Below are 17,140 nucleotides of genomic sequence, written 5' to 3'. Positions count from 1 at the left end.
CCTCGCGCTGCCACCCTGCCTGCATCAAATATCGCTCATGCCGGGCGGCGCGTTCGTTGCGCCGCCGCTTCCGGCTCACTTCGAATCCCGACGCCCGCTTACGCGGTTTGCTTGTCGCCCTCGACAACCGCAGCAACGCCGTGGCGTTGCTTGTAGTCGGCGACCGCTGCCTTGATCGCGTCTTCCGCGAGGATCGAGCAGTGGATCTTCACCGGCGGCAGCGCGAGTTCTTCAGCGATCTGCGTGTTCTTGATCGACATGGCTTGATCGAGCGTCTTGCCCTTCACCCATTCGGTGACGAGCGAGCTCGACGCAATCGCCGAACCGCAGCCATACGTCTTGAACTTCGCGTCTTCGATGACGCCGTCCGCGCCGACGCGAATCTGCAGCTTCATCACGTCGCCGCAGGCCGGCGCGCCGACCATGCCGGTGCCGACCGCATCGTCGTCCTTCGCGAAGGAACCGACGTTGCGCGGGTTTTCATAGTGGTCCAGTACCTTGTCGCTATAAGCCATGATCACACTCCTTGATTCGTTTCAACCTGCAATTCGATGAATTCGACGTTCACAAACCGGCGCGTCAGTGCGCTGCCCACTGGATGGTCGAGATGTCGATCCCGTCCTGGTGCATTTCCCACAGCGGCGACAGATCGCGCAGCTTCGAAATCTTGGTCTTCAGCAGGTTGATTACATAGTCGACGTCCTGCTCGGTCGTGAAGCGGCCCACCGTGAAGCGGATCGAGCTGTGCGCGAGTTCGTCGTTGCGGCCCAATGCGCGCAGCACGTACGACGGTTCCAGCGAAGCCGACGTGCAAGCCGAGCCCGACGACACCGCGACGTCCTTTACCGCCATGATCAGCGATTCGCCTTCGACGAAATTGAAGCTGATGTTCAGGTTGTGCGGCACACGCTTTTCCATGTCGCCGTTCACATACACTTCTTCCAATTCCGACAGGCCGCGCAACAGACGATCGCGCAGCATGCGAATGCGCTCGTTCTCCGTCGCCATCTCTTCGCGCGCGATACGGAACGCCTCGCCCATGCCGACGATCTGGTGCGTGGCCAGCGTGCCCGAACGCATGCCGCGCTCGTGACCGCCGCCGTGCATTTGCGCCTCGATACGGATACGCGGCTTGCGGCGCACGTACAGCGCGCCGATGCCCTTCGGGCCATAGGTCTTGTGCGCCGAGAACGACATCAGGTCGACCTTCAGCTTTTGCAGATCGATGTCGATCTTGCCGGTGGCTTGCGCGGCGTCGACGTGGAAAATGATGCCTTTTTCACGGCAGATTTCACCGATCGCCTCGATGTCCTGGATCACGCCGATCTCGTTGTTCACCGACATCACCGACACAAGGATCGTGTCCGGACGCAGCGCGGCCTTGAACACGTCGAGGTCGATCAGACCGTCGTCCTTCACATCCAGATACGTGACTTCGAAGCCTTCGCGCTCGAGTTCGCGGCAGGTATCGAGCACGGCCTTGTGCTCGGTCTTCACCGTGACGATGTGCTTGCCCTTGCTCTTGTAGAAGTGCGCGGCGCCCTTGATCGCGAGGTTGTCCGATTCCGTCGCGCCCGAGGTCCAGATGATCTCGCGCGGATCGGCGTTCACCAGCGCGGCCACGTTCTCGCGCGCTTCCTCGACCGCGCGCTCCGCGGTCCAGCCATACGAGTGGCTGCGCGAGGCGGGGTTGCCGAACTGCTCGCGCAGGTACGGAATCATCTTGTCCACCACGCGCGGGTCGACCGGGGTCGTGGCGCTGTAGTCCATGTAAATGGGCAGGTGGGGAATGTCGTTGTTCATGTATCGCTCCGGGGACGTCATATGCTCTGGCTTCTGGATTCTCGATCCGGCTGCGGTGATGCTTCACACCGCGCCACACCGCGCGCTACCGCGCCTAGGAACCGGCCATGTTGAAAACGGAATTGGGCCCTTTCGGCGCCGCGCGAACGGGCTCGACCGCCGGCGCCTCGTTGCGCCGGTCGCGCAACACGGTTGGCACGCCTTCGCGCGCACGCTGCTGGTCGACCAGATCCTTGAGAGAGACGGAATCCAGGTACTCGACCATTTTCTGATTCAGCGTCGACCACAGTTCATGCGTCATGCAATGGCCGTCGTGCTGTTTGGTGCCTTCGCACGAGCCCTTGCCACCGCATTGGGTGGCATCGAGCGGCTCGTCGACCGCGATGATGATGTCGGCCACGGTCACGTCTTCAGCGCGACGGGCCAGATTGTAGCCGCCGCCCGGTCCGCGCACGGACTCGACGATTTCATGGCGACGCAGCTTGCCAAACAGCTGCTCGAGATACGACAGGGAGATATGTTGGCGCTGGCTGATACCCGCAAGCGTCACCGGGCCCTGCTCCTGGCGCAGTGCCAGGTCAATCATCGCCGTGACGGCGAAACGGCCTTTCGTGGTGAGTCTCATATGTGTGGGAACCGCAATTCTCGACAAGTTTGGTCAAGTATAAATACATGAGTGAATTAGTCAAGTATCCCTGTCGCGATTTGGGTCATTTGCTTAATTGCTGGATGCGTCCGGCGCGGCTCCCCGCAGGACTAGGCCGTCAACTGGGGACGCAACGCCGCGATCAGCCCGCGGCACGCCGCTTCGCATTGATCCAGCACTTGCTCGAAACCGTCCGCGCCACCGAAATAGGGATCGGCGACTTCGCGCGTGCCGCTCCAACGGCTGTCCGTCTCGGGGACGAATTCCATCAGCAGTCGGATCTTGTCGCGCTGCTCCGGCGGGCAGATCCGACGCAAGGCCGCGACGTTCTTGTCGTCCATCGCGATCAGCAGATCGAAGCGCTCGAAATCGGCCGGGGTGATCTGGCGTCCGCGCAGCGCTTCCAATTTGTAACCGCGCCGGCCGGCCGCATGTCGCGCACGGTCGTCGGGCGGCGCGCCGATGTGCCAGTCGCCGGTGCCGGCCGAATCGATCAGAATGCGCTCCGCGAGCCTGGCTTCGCCAACGAGGTGGCGCATCACACCTTCCGCGGTCGGTGAACGGCAGATGTTCCCGAGGCAGACGAAGCAGATGGACACGGTTTTCATTAGAGACTTTCAGGCGCTTCGACGCGCAGGAAACGACGGTTGGCGAACGGTGCCGCGATTATACAAAGGCGCGCGGAATCTCGCCGGGCGCCCCGCCGCCTCGGCCAGGCGCTGCTTCTACCGCCGCAGCGCGCGGCATGTTGCTGTTTTATTCGATCGCGTCAGATGTCGCGCTCAGGACGCTTCGGCGAGCGGCGTCGCGGCGACGGCGCGTATCGGCTTTGCCGGCAGCGTCGACGCATCGCCGACCATGCCGTATGAAACAGCGCGCGCGAGTTCCGCGGTCAATTGATCGGCAGCGAGCGGCGCCTGCGGGGCGCGCGAAGCGGCATCGCCGCAAATATGCAGATAGGCGGCCGCGGCAAGCGGCACAACGATGGCGAGCGGCCAGTACACCGATATTGTCTTTTTCATGATGTTGTTTCTTCCGATTGAGGGGCGCGTGAACTCGTGATTCACTATTCCCATCTCGAATCCTATAGAAATTCGCAATCGAGAAAAACCGGCTGGCGCGAGATACAGCGTTGCTATGAATGGAACAGTGAATTGACGGATTCCGCGCACCGCCTCCGCGCGCGGGTTGGCACAAAAAAGAAATCCTTACAAACGCATACAAAGCTCGCATGACGTATCGCGATAATAGCGGTCTCATAGACATGAAACTTTCGCACCGGTCCATCAGATGAAACGCATTGCTTCAATCGTAGGTCTCGCCACCGCTGCGTTGCTGAGCGGCTGCGCGGTATATCCGGACGGCACGCCGATGTACGGCAATGGCTATAGCGGCTATGACGGCTACGCCTATGGCGCGCCGCAGACCAGCGTGTACATGGGCTACGGCAATTACTATGGCCCGGCGTATTACGACGGACCCGGCTACTGGGGAGGCTACCGCGGCTATCCCGATCGCGGTCGACCCTACAACGGTTACCGCGACGGCTACCGCGGCGATAACGGCGGGGGGCGTGGTCAGCCGAACGGCGGAGGGGCTCGCGGCGGGCCGCCGCCACAAGGCGCTGTCGCCGGACCGGGTGGGCCGAGCGGATCGAATGCGGCACGCCCTGGAGCCGGTAGTCCTCCGCCTCCACCTCCGCAACAGGCTGGCAACGGCGGCGGACGGGGTGCCGCGCCGGTGATCAGGGGCGTGCCTGGCCGCCAGTCCGGTGGAATGACCGACCATTGATCCACCCGACGAATCCTGCGGTCGTGCTTGAGCGACAGTGGCCGCTCCGCTCGACACAGCGGCGCATCGCGCGCCGCGCCCGGCCGCGAGCAAAGCCGGGCCAACGGCGCCGGTCGCAAGAGAGCGACGCCGACTCGCGGCTGACGGCCGCTCCCTCGGCAACAAGATCGCGCCGCCTACTCAGCCGATGTGGCTGCGCTGCGCGGCATACAACTCCCTGAAGGTGCGCCCCACCGGCGCCGGCATCTCGCGGGTATGGGTCCAGCCCGCACCGCCTAACGGCAGCCTCGCAATCGAACGAGTTTTCCCGCCCATCCGCTCCAGCACGCGCACGGCCACCTTGGTGAAGAGCGCATAAGCGTCCGGATGCAGCGCGAGGAAACCCCACACCGCCAGCCCCGCACGCTCCTTCCACGGCCGCAGACGCCGCTCCACCTGCTTCTCACGCAGCTTGCGCAACAGATCGGATAAGGGAATTCCCACCGGGCACACGCTATTGCATTCGCCGCATAAGGTCGCTGCCTGCGGCAAATCCAGCGCCTTGTCGATGCCGACGTAGCTCGGTGTCAGGACCGAACCCATCGGGCCGGGATACACCCAACCGTATGCATGGCCGCCCACCTTCTGATAGACCGGGCAATGGTTCATGCACGCGCCGCAGCGGATACAGCGCAGCATCTCCTGGAAATCGCCGCCTATGAGCCCCGTGCGCCCGCCGTCGACCAGCACGACGTACATATGCTCGGGACCATCCTGATCCGCCTCGCCGCGCGGCCCGGTCAGCACCGAAAAATAGTTCGATGTCGCCTGGCCCGTCGCCGAGCGCGGCAGCAGACGCATCGCCGTCGCGAGGTCTTCGAGCGTGGGCAGCACCTTCTCGATACCCGTGACGGCGACATGCACGCGCGGCATCACCGTGCACATGCCCTCGTTGCCCTCGTTCGTGACGAGCACGACCGAGCCGGTTTCCGCCACCACGAAGTTGCCGCCCGTCACGCCCATGTCCGCCGACAGGAAATGCGGACGCAGTACTTCGCGCGCTTCCCGCGTCATATCGGTGATTTCGGTGAGGCGCGGCCGGTTGTGGGTCTTCGCGAACAGATCGGCGATCTCGTCCTTATCCTTATGGACGACCGGCGCGATGATGTGGCTCGGCGGCTCGTTGTCGTTGATCTGCAGAATGTATTCGCCCAGATCGGTTTCGATCGACTGCACGCCCATCTGACCGAGCACCTCGTTCAGGCGCATTTCCTCGGTGACCATCGACTTGGTCTTGATCACCTTCTTCACGTCATGCCGGCGCGCGATGTCGCCGACGAGCCGGGCGGCTTCCTGGGTCGTCTCGGCGAACAGCACCGTGACGCCGCGCCGGGTCGCCTCGCGTTCGAACGTTTCCAGCCACACATCGAGGTTTTCCAGCGCGCGATCGCGGCGCTCCTTCAACGCCGCGCGGGTGGCGGGAAAGTCGATGGCGGTCATGGCCGCGGCGCGGGCCGACACGAATTTGGTCGACAGCTTGGTGAGGTTCTGCTGCAGACGCTGGTCGGCGAGTTTCTGACCCGCGCGAGCCTTGAACTGCATCGATTGGACTTGCATGGCGGCCTTGTGCTTATTCGGAATCGGGCATTCGGATGAGACGTTCGAAATGAAGCGCGCTGAATGAAACGCGGCACGCCTTCACGCGTCGCCGGCGAGCACCTGCGCGATGTGCAACACCCGCGTCGTGGTGTCGCCGGTGCGCCGCAACCGCCCTTCGATATTGAGCATGCAGCCGAGGTCGCCGAGCACCACCGCGCCCGCGCTGCTCGCGCTGATGTTCGCGCATTTTTCGTCGACGATCGCCGTGGAAATATCGCCGTACTTGACCGCGAAGGTGCCGCCGAAACCGCAGCAGTGCTCGCAGCCCTTCATTTCGGTCACCGTCACGCCCACTTGTGCGAGCAGCGCGCGCGGCTGCGTCTTCACGCCGAGTTCACGCAATCCCGAACAGGAATCGTGATAAGTCACCTGCCCCGCGAATTCGCCGGGCTGCAATTGCACCCTGGCCACGTTGACGAGGAAATCGGTCAGCTCGAACACTCTCGGCCGCAAGCGGCCGAAGCGGTTCATCAATTCGGGATCGTCGGCAAAGAGATCGCCGTAGTGCGCGCGGATCATGCCGCCGCACGAGCCGGACGGCACCACGACGTAGTCGAACTGTTCGAACTCACGCAGCGCTTTCTCCGCGAGGTCGCGCGCGATGCGCCGTTCTCCGGAGTTGTATGCGGGCTGCCCGCAGCAGGTTTGCGCGGGAGGCACCACCACCTCGAAACCGGCGGCCTCGATCAGCTTGATGACCGAAAAACCGATCTCCGGACGCATCAGGTCGATCAGGCAGGTGACGAACAATCCGACTCGCATGAGCCCTCCTTCGGGAAAACGTCCCTGATTATCCGCCGTTTGGCGCACAATACCAACGGCCGGAAGGCATAGGACGCATGCCACGTTAATTTGGAATAGCGCTTCGAACCGCGTTCGCTTTTTTCACGATACGAGATACAATCAGTTTTCCGCTGTTTGACGCGTCAACCGATTCCTCCCATGAGCGATACGAACCCGGATCCCAAAACTTCGATCCAGGTGATCGAACGCATGATGCGCTTGCTCGACGCACTCGCTGCGCATAGCGACCCGGTCAGCCTGAAAGAACTCGCCATCCGCACGGAGCTGCATCCGTCCACCGCGCACCGCATCCTGAACGACATGGTGATGTGCCGGCTGGTCGACCGGTCGGATCCCGGCACCTACCGTCTCGGCATGCGCCTGCTCGAACTGGGCAATCTGGTAAAGGCACGCCTGTCGGTGCGCGACGCGGCGCTCACGCCGATGCGCGAACTGCATCGTCAGACGGGCCAGACAGTGAATCTGTCGGTACGCCAGGGCGACGAGATCGTTTATATCGAACGCGCCTATTCGGAGCGCTCCGGCATGCAGGTGGTGCGGGCCATCGGCGGGCGGGCGCCTTTGCATCTCACGTCGGTGGGCAAGCTGTTTCTCGCCGCCGACGAATCCACCCGCGTTCGCGCCTACGCCACCCGCACGGGTTTGTCGGGTCACACGCAAAACAGCATCACCGACCTGACCAAGCTGGAGCGCGAGCTTTCGCACGTGCGTCAGCAGGCCTGCGCGCGCGATAACGAGGAACTGGAATTGGGCGTGCGCTGCATCGCCGCCGGCATTTACGACGACACCGGCAAGCTGGTCGCGGGTCTGTCGCTGTCGGCACCGGCCGACCGTTTGCAGGACTCGTGGCTCGGCCAGCTCAGTCAAACGGCGCTGATGATTTCGGAGTCGCTCGGCTACCGGCCGCAAGCCTCGCAAGATCATACGCATAGCCACGCGTAAGCCGTCGGCAGCTTAAGTCGCTGCCGCACAAAAAAGCCTCGCAAGTGCGAGGCTTTTTCGTTGGAGGCGGCCAGTGTGCAAACCGGCCGCCGAAGGAAGCATTTCAGGTGCCGGCGCCGCCGGCGTCCGCGCTCGTGATGCGCGGCTGGTCGCCGCCGTTATCCAGCCATGTGCGCAGACGCGTGGCGTCCGCGAAGCGCGAGTATTTGCCCGACGAGTCGAGCAGCACGAGGACCATCGGACGGCCATGAATGGTCGCCTGCATGACGAGGCACTCACCCGCCTCATTGATGAAACCGGTCTTTTGCAGACCAATGTCCCACGTCGGATTGCGCACCAGCGCATTCGTGCTGTTGTACGCGAGCGAACGCTTGCCGGTGTAGACCTCGTAGCTGTGATCGGTCGAGAACTTGCGGATCAGCGGATACTGATACGCCGCGTTGACCATCTTCACCAGGTCGCGCGCGCTCGACACATTCTGGCTCGTCAAACCCGTGGCGTTCTCGAAGTGCGTGTCGGTCATGCCGAGTTGCCTCGCCTTCGCATTCATTGCCGCAAGAAACGCCGGGCGGCCGCCGGGGAAATAACGCGACAGCGCTGCGGCCGCGCGGTTTTCCGACGCCATCAGCGCGATATGCAGCATGTCTTCACGCGAGAGCACCGAACCCACCGACAGGCGCGAGCCGGTGTTTTTCTCGTAGTCGCGGTCTTCGTCGGTGACTTCGAGTTGGTCGGTCATGGACTCTTTCGAATCCAGCACCACCATCGCGGTCATCAGCTTGGTGATTGACGCAATCGGCACCACGGCGCGCGAGTTCTTGTCGAAGAGCGGTTCGCCGGTGTTCTGATCGATCACGTAGGCGACGCTCGAGCGCAGCATCAACGCGTCCGGCGTTTCGTGCAGACCAAAAGCCTGGCCGACCGTCGGCTGACGCGGCTCATAGGCGACACGGCGCACCGCCGAATGGTGGCGACCATTCGACGTGTACGTTACGCGCTTACGCTTGACGCTTGCGCGCGGCGTGTCGTCGTCGGCGGCAACGGCCTTGACGGTCGCGCCTTTGCCGGCCTTCGACGACTTGCTCGACACCTTGGCGGCTGCCGGCTTTTTGGCCGCTTTGGCTTGTTTGGATGTTTTTGCGGTTGCAGCAGGCGTGGCGGCAAAAGCGCTCACAGGCGCGGCGAACGCCGCTGTGATGACCATGGAGACGGCCACCGACAGAGCGGTGCTGCGGGCCGCGCCGCGGATCACTTTTAGCGACGAAAACATGTCGGTTTTCATGGGTGTTCGGTAGGGAGCGGCGAGAGGTTTCCGCAAGTGTAGTAAAACAACGAAAAATTAGCAATTTGAAGCACTTATACGCGGTCCTTAAACCGGCTTGTAAGATCCGATCGCCAAAACACAAATAAGTGCCACGCCTCGATCGAAAAAAACGATCGCCGACGCGTTGCTTCGCCGTTGCCGCCATCCACGGAAAGGGATGCTTCTTACAGCATAACGGCAAACGCGGAAACAACCTTAATAGGGGAAGTACGGTCACAGCGCCGATGCACAACGCTTCTGCGAACGCAAGGGAACAACGCCGGATCTTGCCGCAAGCTGTTAAACGCTTGCTGGAGACGCCAACGCGCATTCGACTAGCACCAAGCATTAACGTTCCATGAGACCTTCTGGTTTACGTCGGATGGACGAAACCACGAAAAGCCCCGTGACGCGGCAATCATTACCGATTTCGACTGGCACCAGTGGGGTCAAATGTCAAATCGACCTAGTCATACGCCGGTCATGCTTCGCGCATAAGTTCTTGTTTTATCAGCAACTTCTTAAGATTGTGCGACGCACAAAAAGTGCTTGACATTCGTGACAGGCATCCTAAAATAGCAACCATTGCTGCGATGCACAAAACATCGCGGTCCAGGCAGACGATCTAACGTCTCGCCACCAACCCAATGCGGTCCGCACAGACAGACCGCAATCCAGGAGCGTAAACCATGACTCTGCTGACCCCTGAGCAATTCGCCGCCGCCCAGAAAGCCAACTTTGAAACGCTGTTCGGCCTTACGACCAAGGCATTCGAAGGCGTCGAAAAGATGGTTGAGCTGAACCTGCAAGTCGTGAAATCGACGCTCGCGGAAAGCCAGGAAAATGCTCAACGCGCGCTGTCGGTGAAAGACGCGCAGGAATTGCTGGCCCTGCAAGCAAGCCTTGCACAGCCGGTGGCTGAAAAGGCGCTGTCGTATGGCCGCCACGTGTATGAAATCGTCTCGGCAACACAAGGCGAATTTGCCCGCGTCGCTGAAGCGCAATTCGAAGAGCAAAACCGCAAGGTGCAGTCGCTCGTCGAAAACGTCGCGAAGAATGCGCCGGCTGGTTCGGAAACCGCTGTCGCCGTGATGAAGTCGGCTATCACCGCCGCCAACACCACGTACGAAACGGTCCACAAGGCGACCAAGCAAGCCGTCGAAATCGCCGAAAGCAACTTCAATGCTGCCGCCACGGCCGCATCGAAGGCAGCTTCGCAAGCCGCTGCGCAAGCATCGCGCTCGTCGGCCAAGAAAGCAGTTTAAGTTTCATCAGGCATCGCCATCACGCCGGTCCAGCTCACCCGTTGGGCCGGCGCTGCTCCAGGCAACAGCGTCGAGCGGTTGCCGCTCGCCCGCTTCGATTGGCCGAACGCTCCGATACGTTGAATAACGTATCGTTTGCCCGGCGAAAGGCCGGGATTTTTTTGCCTGAGTTGTTGCCTGACACGCGCGGCCGTTTGTTCGTTTCCACCGTCTTGCACGGCGAACGCTACATCCAGCCCGCCGCGAAAAAAACGGCGCGCCCTTCGCGGGGCGCGCCGTTTTTTTATAGAGCCCGCCTGAAAACGCGCGGGCTCGACAGCATTACTTCTTTTTCTGCGGCGGCAAATCGGTGCAGACGCCTTCGTACAATTCGGCGGCCATCCCGATCGATTCGCCGAGCGTCGGATGCGGATGAATCGTCTTGCCGATATCCGTTGCATCCGCGCCCATTTCGACCGCGAGACACACTTCGCTGATCAGGTCGCCCGCGTTCAGACCGACGATCCCGCCGCCGATCACGCGATGCGTTTCCTCGTCGAACAGCAGTTTCGTGAAGCCTTCGTCGCGGCCGTTGGCGATCGCGCGGCCTGAAGCGGCCCACGGGAACACCGCCTTGCCGTACTTGACGCCTTCGGCTTTCAACTGGTCTTCCGTCTTGCCGGCCCAGGCCACTTCCGGATCGGTGTACGCCACCGACGGAATCTGCAACGCGTCGAAGTAGGCCTTCTCGCCGTGCGCGACTTCAGCGGCGACGTGCGCTTCATGCACGGCCTTGTGCGCGAGCATCGGCTGACCGACGATATCGCCGATCGCAAAGATGTGCGGCACGTTGGTGCGCATCTGCTTGTCGACCTCGATGAAGCCACGGTCCGTCACGGCAACGCCGGCCTTGTCGGCACCGATCCTCTTGCCGTTCGGCGTACGGCCGACGGCGACCAGCACGAGATCGTAGCGTTGCGCTTCGGCCGGGGCCTTTTCGCCCTCGAACGAGACGTAGATGCCGTCGTCTTTCGCTTCGGCCGCGGTGGTCTTGGTCTTCAGCATGACGTTGGCGAAACGCTTGCTGTTGTACTTCTCCCAGACCTTGACCAGATCACGGTCGGCACCGGCCATCAGACCGTCGAGCATTTCGACCACGTCGATCTGCGCGCCGAGCGTCGCATACACCGTCGCCATTTCGAGGCCGATGATGCCGCCGCCGATCACCAGCATGCGCTGCGGAATCTGACGCAATTCCAGCGCGCCGGTCGAGTCGACCACTCGCGGGTCTTCCGGAATGAACGGCAGCTTCACCGCTTCGGAGCCTGCGGCGATGATCGCCTGCTTGAACTTGACGACCTTCTTGCCGCTTTCGGTCTGCACTTCCATGTGATGCGGATCGACGAACGCGCCGGTACCCGTCACGACGTCGACCTTGCGCATTTTCGCCATGCCGGCGAGACCGCCGGTGAGCTTCTTGACGACGCCCGACTTGAAGTCGCGCAACTTGTCGAGATCGATTTGCGGCTTGCCGAACGTGATGCCGTGCGCGCCCAGCGCTTCGGCTTCGTCGATGACGAGCGCGGTGTGCAGCAGCGCCTTCGACGGAATGCAGCCGACGTTCAGACAAACGCCGCCCAGCGTCGAATAACGCTCGACGAGCACCGTCTTCATGCCGAGATCGGCCGAGCGGAATGCAGCCGAATAGCCGCCGGGGCCCGAGCCGAGCACGAGCATGTCGCACTCGATGTCGGCGTTGCCGGAGAAGCTGCCGGCCTGCGGAGCGGGCGCGGCCGCCTTGGGCGCCGTGGCGGCCTGAGCCGGCGCTTTGGCGGGTTCGTTGGCCGGCGCCTTCGGTGCATCCTTGGCCGGAGCCGCGTCCGCGGACGTTTCGACGAGCGCGATGATCGAGCCTTGCGAGACTTTGTCGCCGGCTTTGACGCGCACTTCCTTGACGGTGCCGGCGGTATCGCTCGGCACTTCGATGGAGGCCTTATCGGACTCGAGCGTCATCAGCGCCTGTTCGTTCTCGATGACATCGCCCGCTTTGATATTGACTTCAATGACATCGACGTCCTTGAAGTCACCGATATCCGGCACTTTTACTTCGACGAGACTCATAGTGTCCCCTTCTTTTATTGATCGGTGATGAAGCTCGCTAAACCGCCTGTCTGCAGCCCGAAAGCTAGCAGCGCCCTGAGCAGAATCAGCCTTTGCCTTCCGCCCAAGGACGCGCCTTTCTTTTGCCTACTTTTCTTTGGAAGACGCCCCGAAGGAAGTGCCCTTGGGGTACAAAGAAAAGTAGGTGCCGCCCCGCACAGGGGCGACGCCAATAGACCACAAGAAAAACAGGTTCAACAGAGAGACGCGGATAACCACCTAAACAAAGCCATCCGCGCCGCAGACAACCATCACAAGATCAAAGAATCACACGCCGAAAATCGGCAAGAATCGACCCAAGATAAGCATTGAACCGCGCCGCCGCCGCCCCATCGATAACCCGATGGTCATACGACAAAGACATCGGCAAAATGAGCCGCGGCACAAACGCTTTGCCGTCCCAAACCGGCTTCATCGCGCCACGCGACAAACCGAGAATGGCGACTTCAGGCGCATTGATGATCGGCGTAAAGTTCGTCCCGCCGATCCCCCCAAGGGACGAAATCGAGAAGCAGCCGCCTTGCATCTGATCCGGCTTGAGCTTGCCTTCGCGCGCCGCCTTCGACAGATCGGTCATCTCCTTCGCGATCTCGACGAGACCCTTCTTGTCCGCATCGCGAATCACCGGAACGACCAGACCGTTCGGCGTATCCGCGGCAAAACCCACGTGGTAGTACTGCTTGAACACGAGGTTGTCGCCGTCGAGGCTCGCATTGAACGTCGGGAATTTCTTCAGCGCGGAAACCACGGCCTTGATCACGAACGCCAGCATCGTGATCTTCACGCCGGCCTTTTCGTTTTCCTTGTTCAACTGCACGCGCAGCGCTTCGAGTTCGGTGATGTCCGCCTCGTCGTTGTTCGTGACGTGCGGAATCATGACCCAGTTGCGATGCAGATTCGCGCCCGAAATCTTCTTGATGCGCGACAGCGGCTTCGGATCGATCGGGCCGAACTTCGTGAAGTCGACCTTCGGCCACGGCAGCAGATTCAATTCGCCGCCGCCTGCCGCCGCAGGCGCTGCCGCGCCCGCCGGCGCCGCGCGCTGGCCGGTCATCACCCCCTTGATGAACGAGGTGACGTCGGCTTGCGTGATGCGGCCCTTCGGACCCGTGCCCTGCACTTGCGTCACATCGACACCGAGTTCGCGCGCGAACTTGCGCACGGACGGCGAGGCATGGCTCGGATGACGCGCACCGCCTTCGCCGGCCGGAATCAGCGGGGCCTGAGCGAGCGCCGACGGCGAAGCGGGAGCCGGCGACGGCGCGACCGGCGCATCCGACGGCTTCTCGACGGCTGCCGGTTTGGCGGCGGGCGCCGGCGCAGCCGCGCCGCCTTCCGCTTCCACCACGACGATCACCGAGCCTTCCGACACCGTATCGCCGACCTTGACCTTCACTTCCTTGACGACGCCGGCGGCCGAGCTCGGCACGTCCATGGTCGCCTTGTCGGATTCGAGCGTCACGAGCGACTGCTCTTTCTCGACGCGATCGCCGACCTTCACCGCGACTTCGATCACGGGAATGTCTTTGTAGTCGCCGATATCCGGCACTTTCACTTCTTGCAGACCGCCGCCTGCCGGGGCAGACGCCGGAGCCGCGGCGGGAGCCGGCGCAGGCGCGGCGGCCGGTGCGGGCGCCGGTGCGGCAGCAGGCGCGGCAGCCGAAGCACCGGCACCCGCGCCATTCAGCACGACGATCAACGAACCTTCCGACACGTTGTCGCCAACCTTGACCTTCACTTCCTTCACGACGCCCGCAGCCGAACTCGGCACGTCCATCGTCGCCTTGTCGGACTCCAGCGTAACGAGCGATTGCTCTTTCTCGACGGTATCACCCGCCTTCACCAGCACCTCGATCACAGGGATGTCCTTGTAATCGCCGATATCCGGCACCTTGACTTCGATCGCTTGACTCATTGTTAGTGTCTCCTGGGCCGCGCACGCGCCCCGCCCTGTCGATCAGGGCAGGCGCGCACGCCGTGGCACACGGGGAATGATGCCTTAGACGGTCATCGGGTTGGGTTTGGCGGGATCAAGGTTGTATTTCTTGAGCGCCTCGGCGACGACCTTGCGTTCGATCGTGCCTTCGTCTGCCAGTGCATTCAACGCGGCAACCGTGACCCAGTAGCGGTCGACTTCGAAGAAGTGGCGCAGCTTTTCACGCGTGTCCGAACGGCCGTAGCCATCCGTGCCCAGCACGACGAACTTCTGCGGCACGAACGCGCGAATCTGCTCGGTGAGCGCCCGCACGTAGTCGGTGGAGGCGATGACCGGACCTTGCGCGTCCTTCAGGAGCTTCTCGACGTGCGAGAGCTTCTTCTCTTCGGTGGGATGCAGCAGGTTCCAGCGCTGCACTTCGTGACCCTCGCGCGCGAGTTCGGTGAAGCTCGGCACGCTCCACAGATCGGCGGCGACGCCCCAGTCGTTCTTCAGCAGGTCGGCGGCGGCGATCACTTCGTTGAAGATCGTGCCCGCGCCCATCAACTGCACGCGCGGGGCCTTCTTGTCGGCCTCCGCCTTGCGGAACGAGTACATGCCCTTGATGATGTCGGCGGCTACCGATTCGCCCTGCGGCATCGCCGGGTGCTCGTAGTTCTCGTTCATCACCGTGACGTAGTAGTACACGTCTTCCTGATCCGCGACCATGCGGCGCAGACCGTCCTGCATGATGACGGCGAGTTCGTAACCGAACGTCGGGTCATAGCTGATGCAGTTCGGCACCGAGGCGGCCCACAGCAGCGAATGGCCGTCTTCGTGTTGAAGACCCTCGCCGTTCAGCGTCGTGCGGCCAGCCGTGCCGCCCAGCAGGAAGCCGCGCGAGCGCATGTCGCCCGCGGCCCATGCGAGGTCGCCGATGCGCTGGAAACCGAACATCGAGTAGAAGATGTAGAACGGGATCATGATCTCGCCGTGCGTCGAGTACGACGTCGCGGCCGCGATCCAGTCGGACATGCCGCCGGCTTCGTTGATGCCTTCCTGCAGGATCTGACCGGTTTCCGACTCACGGTAGAACATAAGCTGGTCGGAATCTTCCGGCACGTACTTCTGGCCGTCCTGATTCCAGATGCCGATCTGGCGGAACAGACCTTCCATGCCGAAGGTGCGCGACTCGTCCGGCACGATCGGCACGATGCGCTTGCCGAGCGCCTTGTCCTTCAACAGGATATTGAGAATCCGCACGAACGCCATCGTCGTGGAAATCTCGCGGCCTTCGCCCGTGCCCTTCAACAGCGGCTCGAATACCGACAGTTCCGGCACCGGCAGCGATTCGGCCTTCTGGCGACGCGCCGGCAGATAACCGCCGAGATCCTGACGGCGGGCGCGCATGTACTCGAGTTCCTTCGAGCCTTCCTCGAACTTCAGGTACGGCACGTTGACGAGGTCTTCGTCGGAGATCGGCAGACGGAACTGGTCGCGGAATTTCTTCAGCTGATCCACCTGCATCTTCTTCTGCTGGTGGGTGATGTTCATCGCCTGACCGGCTTCGCCCATGCCGTAGCCCTTGATCGTCTTGGCGAGGATCACGGTCGGCTGGCCCTTGGCGTTCGTGGCTTCCGAGAACGCCGCGTAGATCTTGTGCGGATCGTGGCCGCCGCGGTTCAGATTCCAGATGTCCTCGTCGGACCAGTCGGCGACCAGCGCCTTCAATTCCGGCGTGTTGAAGAAGTGCTCGCGAACGAACGCGCCCGACTCCGACTTGTACGTCTGATATTCGCCGTCGACGACTTCCATCATGCGGCGCATCAGCGCGCCCGACTTGTCGCGTTGGAACAGCGCGTCCCAGCGGCTGCCCCAGATCACCTTGATGACGTTCCAGCCCGCGCCGCGGAATTCGCTCTCGAGTTCCTGGATGATCTTGCCGTTACCGCGCACCGGACCGTCGAGGCGCTGCAGGTTGCAGTTGATCACGAACACGAGGTTGTCGAGCCGTTCGCGGCCGGCCATGCCGATCGCACCGAGCGATTCCGGTTCATCCGTCTCGCCGTCGCCGAGGAAAGCCCAGACCTTGCGGCCCTCGGTTTTCGCGATGCCGCGCGCCTGCATGTACTTCATGAAGCGCGCCTGATAGATCGCCATGATCGGGCCGAGACCCATCGAGACGGTCGGGAATTGCCAGAAGTCGGGCATCAGCCACGGGTGCGGATACGACGAGATGCCCTCGCCGCCCACTTCCTGGCGGAAGTTGTCGAGCTGGTTTTCGGTCAGACGGCCGAGCAGGAACGCGCGCGAGTACACGCCCGGCGACGAATGGCCCTGCACGAACACGAGGTCGCCGCCATGCTCGGCCGACGGCGCATGCCAGAAGTGGTTGTAGCCGACGTCATACAGCGTGGCCGCCGACGCGAACGATGCGATGTGGCCGCCGACGTTCGTGTCCTTGCCCGCGCGCAATACCATGGCGATGGCGTTCCAGCGCGTGTACGAGCGAATGCGGTGTTCGAGATCCTGGTCGCCCGGAATCGGCGCCTGACGCGAGACAGGAATCGTATTGATGTAGGGAGTGTTCGCCGAGAACGGCAGATGTTCGCCGTGCACACGGGCGAATTCGATTTGCTTTTCGATCAGGTAGTGAGCGCGATCGGGGCCCACAGCAGAAATCACGCCATCCAGCGCTTCAAGCCATTCGCCGGTTTCCTGGGGATCGTCGTCTTTTTCGGCGGCGACATATTTCATGACTTCGTCGGGTACAGCGGACATGCTCGTCTCCTGGATATAGAGGAACGCTCTTTGGACAGACGACGCGGACGAAGCACGGCCGCGGCAGCTTCGGCCGATTGTAATAAGGGTCCCGACGTCCGCGCAACAAAATT

14 protein-coding genes are annotated in these 17,140 nt (G+C 62.3%); 3 read left to right on the top strand and 11 right to left on the bottom strand.

Annotated features, from left to right (window positions below):
- Positions 1-98: 98 nt before the first annotated feature.
- From iscU to BUE39_RS05020, 5 genes are all read right to left on the bottom strand, one after another.
- Positions 99-515, bottom strand: a complete 417-nt coding sequence (gene iscU / locus BUE39_RS05040) for a Fe-S cluster assembly scaffold IscU (RefSeq protein WP_073427556.1) — start codon at positions 513-515, stop codon at positions 99-101.
- Between the two features lie 64 nt (positions 516-579).
- Positions 580-1,803 (bottom strand): IscS subfamily cysteine desulfurase, encoded by a 1,224-nt coding sequence (locus tag BUE39_RS05035; RefSeq protein ID WP_073427555.1) that lies wholly within the window; start codon positions 1,801-1,803, stop codon positions 580-582.
- A 94-nt stretch (positions 1,804-1,897) separates the two neighbouring features.
- Positions 1,898-2,428, bottom strand: coding sequence for a Fe-S cluster assembly transcriptional regulator IscR (gene iscR, locus BUE39_RS05030; protein WP_073427554.1), 531 nt, complete (start codon positions 2,426-2,428; stop codon positions 1,898-1,900).
- Positions 2,429-2,559: 131 nt separating this feature from the next.
- Entirely contained in the window at positions 2,560-3,057 is a 498-nt protein-coding gene (locus tag BUE39_RS05025) for a low molecular weight protein-tyrosine-phosphatase (RefSeq protein WP_073427553.1), read from the bottom strand.
- Positions 3,058-3,231: 174 nt separating this feature from the next.
- Positions 3,232-3,471 carry a hypothetical protein gene (locus tag BUE39_RS05020; protein ID WP_073427552.1) on the bottom strand — a complete coding sequence of 80 codons (240 nt, stop codon included), beginning with the start codon at positions 3,469-3,471 and terminating at the stop codon, positions 3,232-3,234.
- A gap of 268 nt (positions 3,472-3,739) precedes the next feature.
- Between BUE39_RS05020 and BUE39_RS05015 the strand changes: the two genes are divergently transcribed.
- Positions 3,740-4,240 (top strand): hypothetical protein, encoded by a 501-nt coding sequence (locus BUE39_RS05015; protein ID WP_073427551.1) that lies wholly within the window; start codon positions 3,740-3,742, stop codon positions 4,238-4,240.
- A gap of 180 nt (positions 4,241-4,420) precedes the next feature.
- Here the strand turns inward: BUE39_RS05015 and BUE39_RS05010 are convergent, their stop codons facing one another.
- Both BUE39_RS05010 and BUE39_RS05005 read right to left on the bottom strand, forming a co-directional pair.
- A complete protein-coding gene (locus tag BUE39_RS05010) occupies positions 4,421-5,836 on the bottom strand; it encodes a lactate utilization protein B (protein WP_073427550.1) in 1,416 nt (471 codons plus the stop codon).
- A gap of 81 nt (positions 5,837-5,917) precedes the next feature.
- Positions 5,918-6,640: a (Fe-S)-binding protein gene (locus tag BUE39_RS05005; RefSeq protein ID WP_073427549.1), complete on the bottom strand. Its 723-nt coding sequence runs from the start codon at positions 6,638-6,640 to the stop codon at positions 5,918-5,920.
- Positions 6,641-6,820: 180 nt separating this feature from the next.
- Here BUE39_RS05005 and BUE39_RS05000 point away from each other — a divergent pair, with 180 nt between their 5' ends.
- Positions 6,821-7,624 (top strand): IclR family transcriptional regulator, encoded by an 804-nt coding sequence (locus tag BUE39_RS05000; RefSeq protein ID WP_073427548.1) that lies wholly within the window; start codon positions 6,821-6,823, stop codon positions 7,622-7,624.
- Between the two features lie 103 nt (positions 7,625-7,727).
- On the opposite strand, the gene pbpG is transcribed toward BUE39_RS05000, so the two are convergent.
- Positions 7,728-8,906 (bottom strand): D-alanyl-D-alanine endopeptidase, encoded by a 1,179-nt coding sequence (pbpG, locus tag BUE39_RS04995; RefSeq protein WP_073427547.1) that lies wholly within the window; start codon positions 8,904-8,906, stop codon positions 7,728-7,730.
- A gap of 710 nt (positions 8,907-9,616) precedes the next feature.
- Between pbpG and BUE39_RS04990 the strand changes: the two genes are divergently transcribed.
- Complete coding sequence (locus tag BUE39_RS04990) at positions 9,617-10,192, top strand: phasin family protein (RefSeq protein WP_073427546.1); 576 nt, start codon at positions 9,617-9,619, stop codon at positions 10,190-10,192.
- A 321-nt stretch (positions 10,193-10,513) separates the two neighbouring features.
- Here BUE39_RS04990 and lpdA read toward each other — a convergent pair whose 3' ends face one another.
- The 3 genes from lpdA to aceE form a co-directional block, all read right to left on the bottom strand.
- Positions 10,514-12,292: a dihydrolipoyl dehydrogenase gene (gene lpdA, locus BUE39_RS04985; protein WP_073427545.1), complete on the bottom strand. Its 1,779-nt coding sequence runs from the start codon at positions 12,290-12,292 to the stop codon at positions 10,514-10,516.
- Between the two features lie 298 nt (positions 12,293-12,590).
- Positions 12,591-14,246: a dihydrolipoyllysine-residue acetyltransferase gene (aceF, locus tag BUE39_RS04980; protein ID WP_073427544.1), complete on the bottom strand. Its 1,656-nt coding sequence runs from the start codon at positions 14,244-14,246 to the stop codon at positions 12,591-12,593.
- An 84-nt stretch (positions 14,247-14,330) separates the two neighbouring features.
- A complete protein-coding gene (aceE, locus tag BUE39_RS04975; RefSeq protein ID WP_073427543.1) occupies positions 14,331-17,027 on the bottom strand; it encodes a pyruvate dehydrogenase (acetyl-transferring), homodimeric type in 2,697 nt (898 codons plus the stop codon).
- Positions 17,028-17,140 lie beyond the last annotated feature (113 nt).

This window comes from Paraburkholderia terricola, assembly GCF_900142195.1.
Classification (GTDB): Bacteria; Pseudomonadota; Gammaproteobacteria; order Burkholderiales; family Burkholderiaceae; genus Paraburkholderia; species Paraburkholderia terricola.
This window is presented reverse-complemented; position numbering and strand designations above follow the sequence as displayed.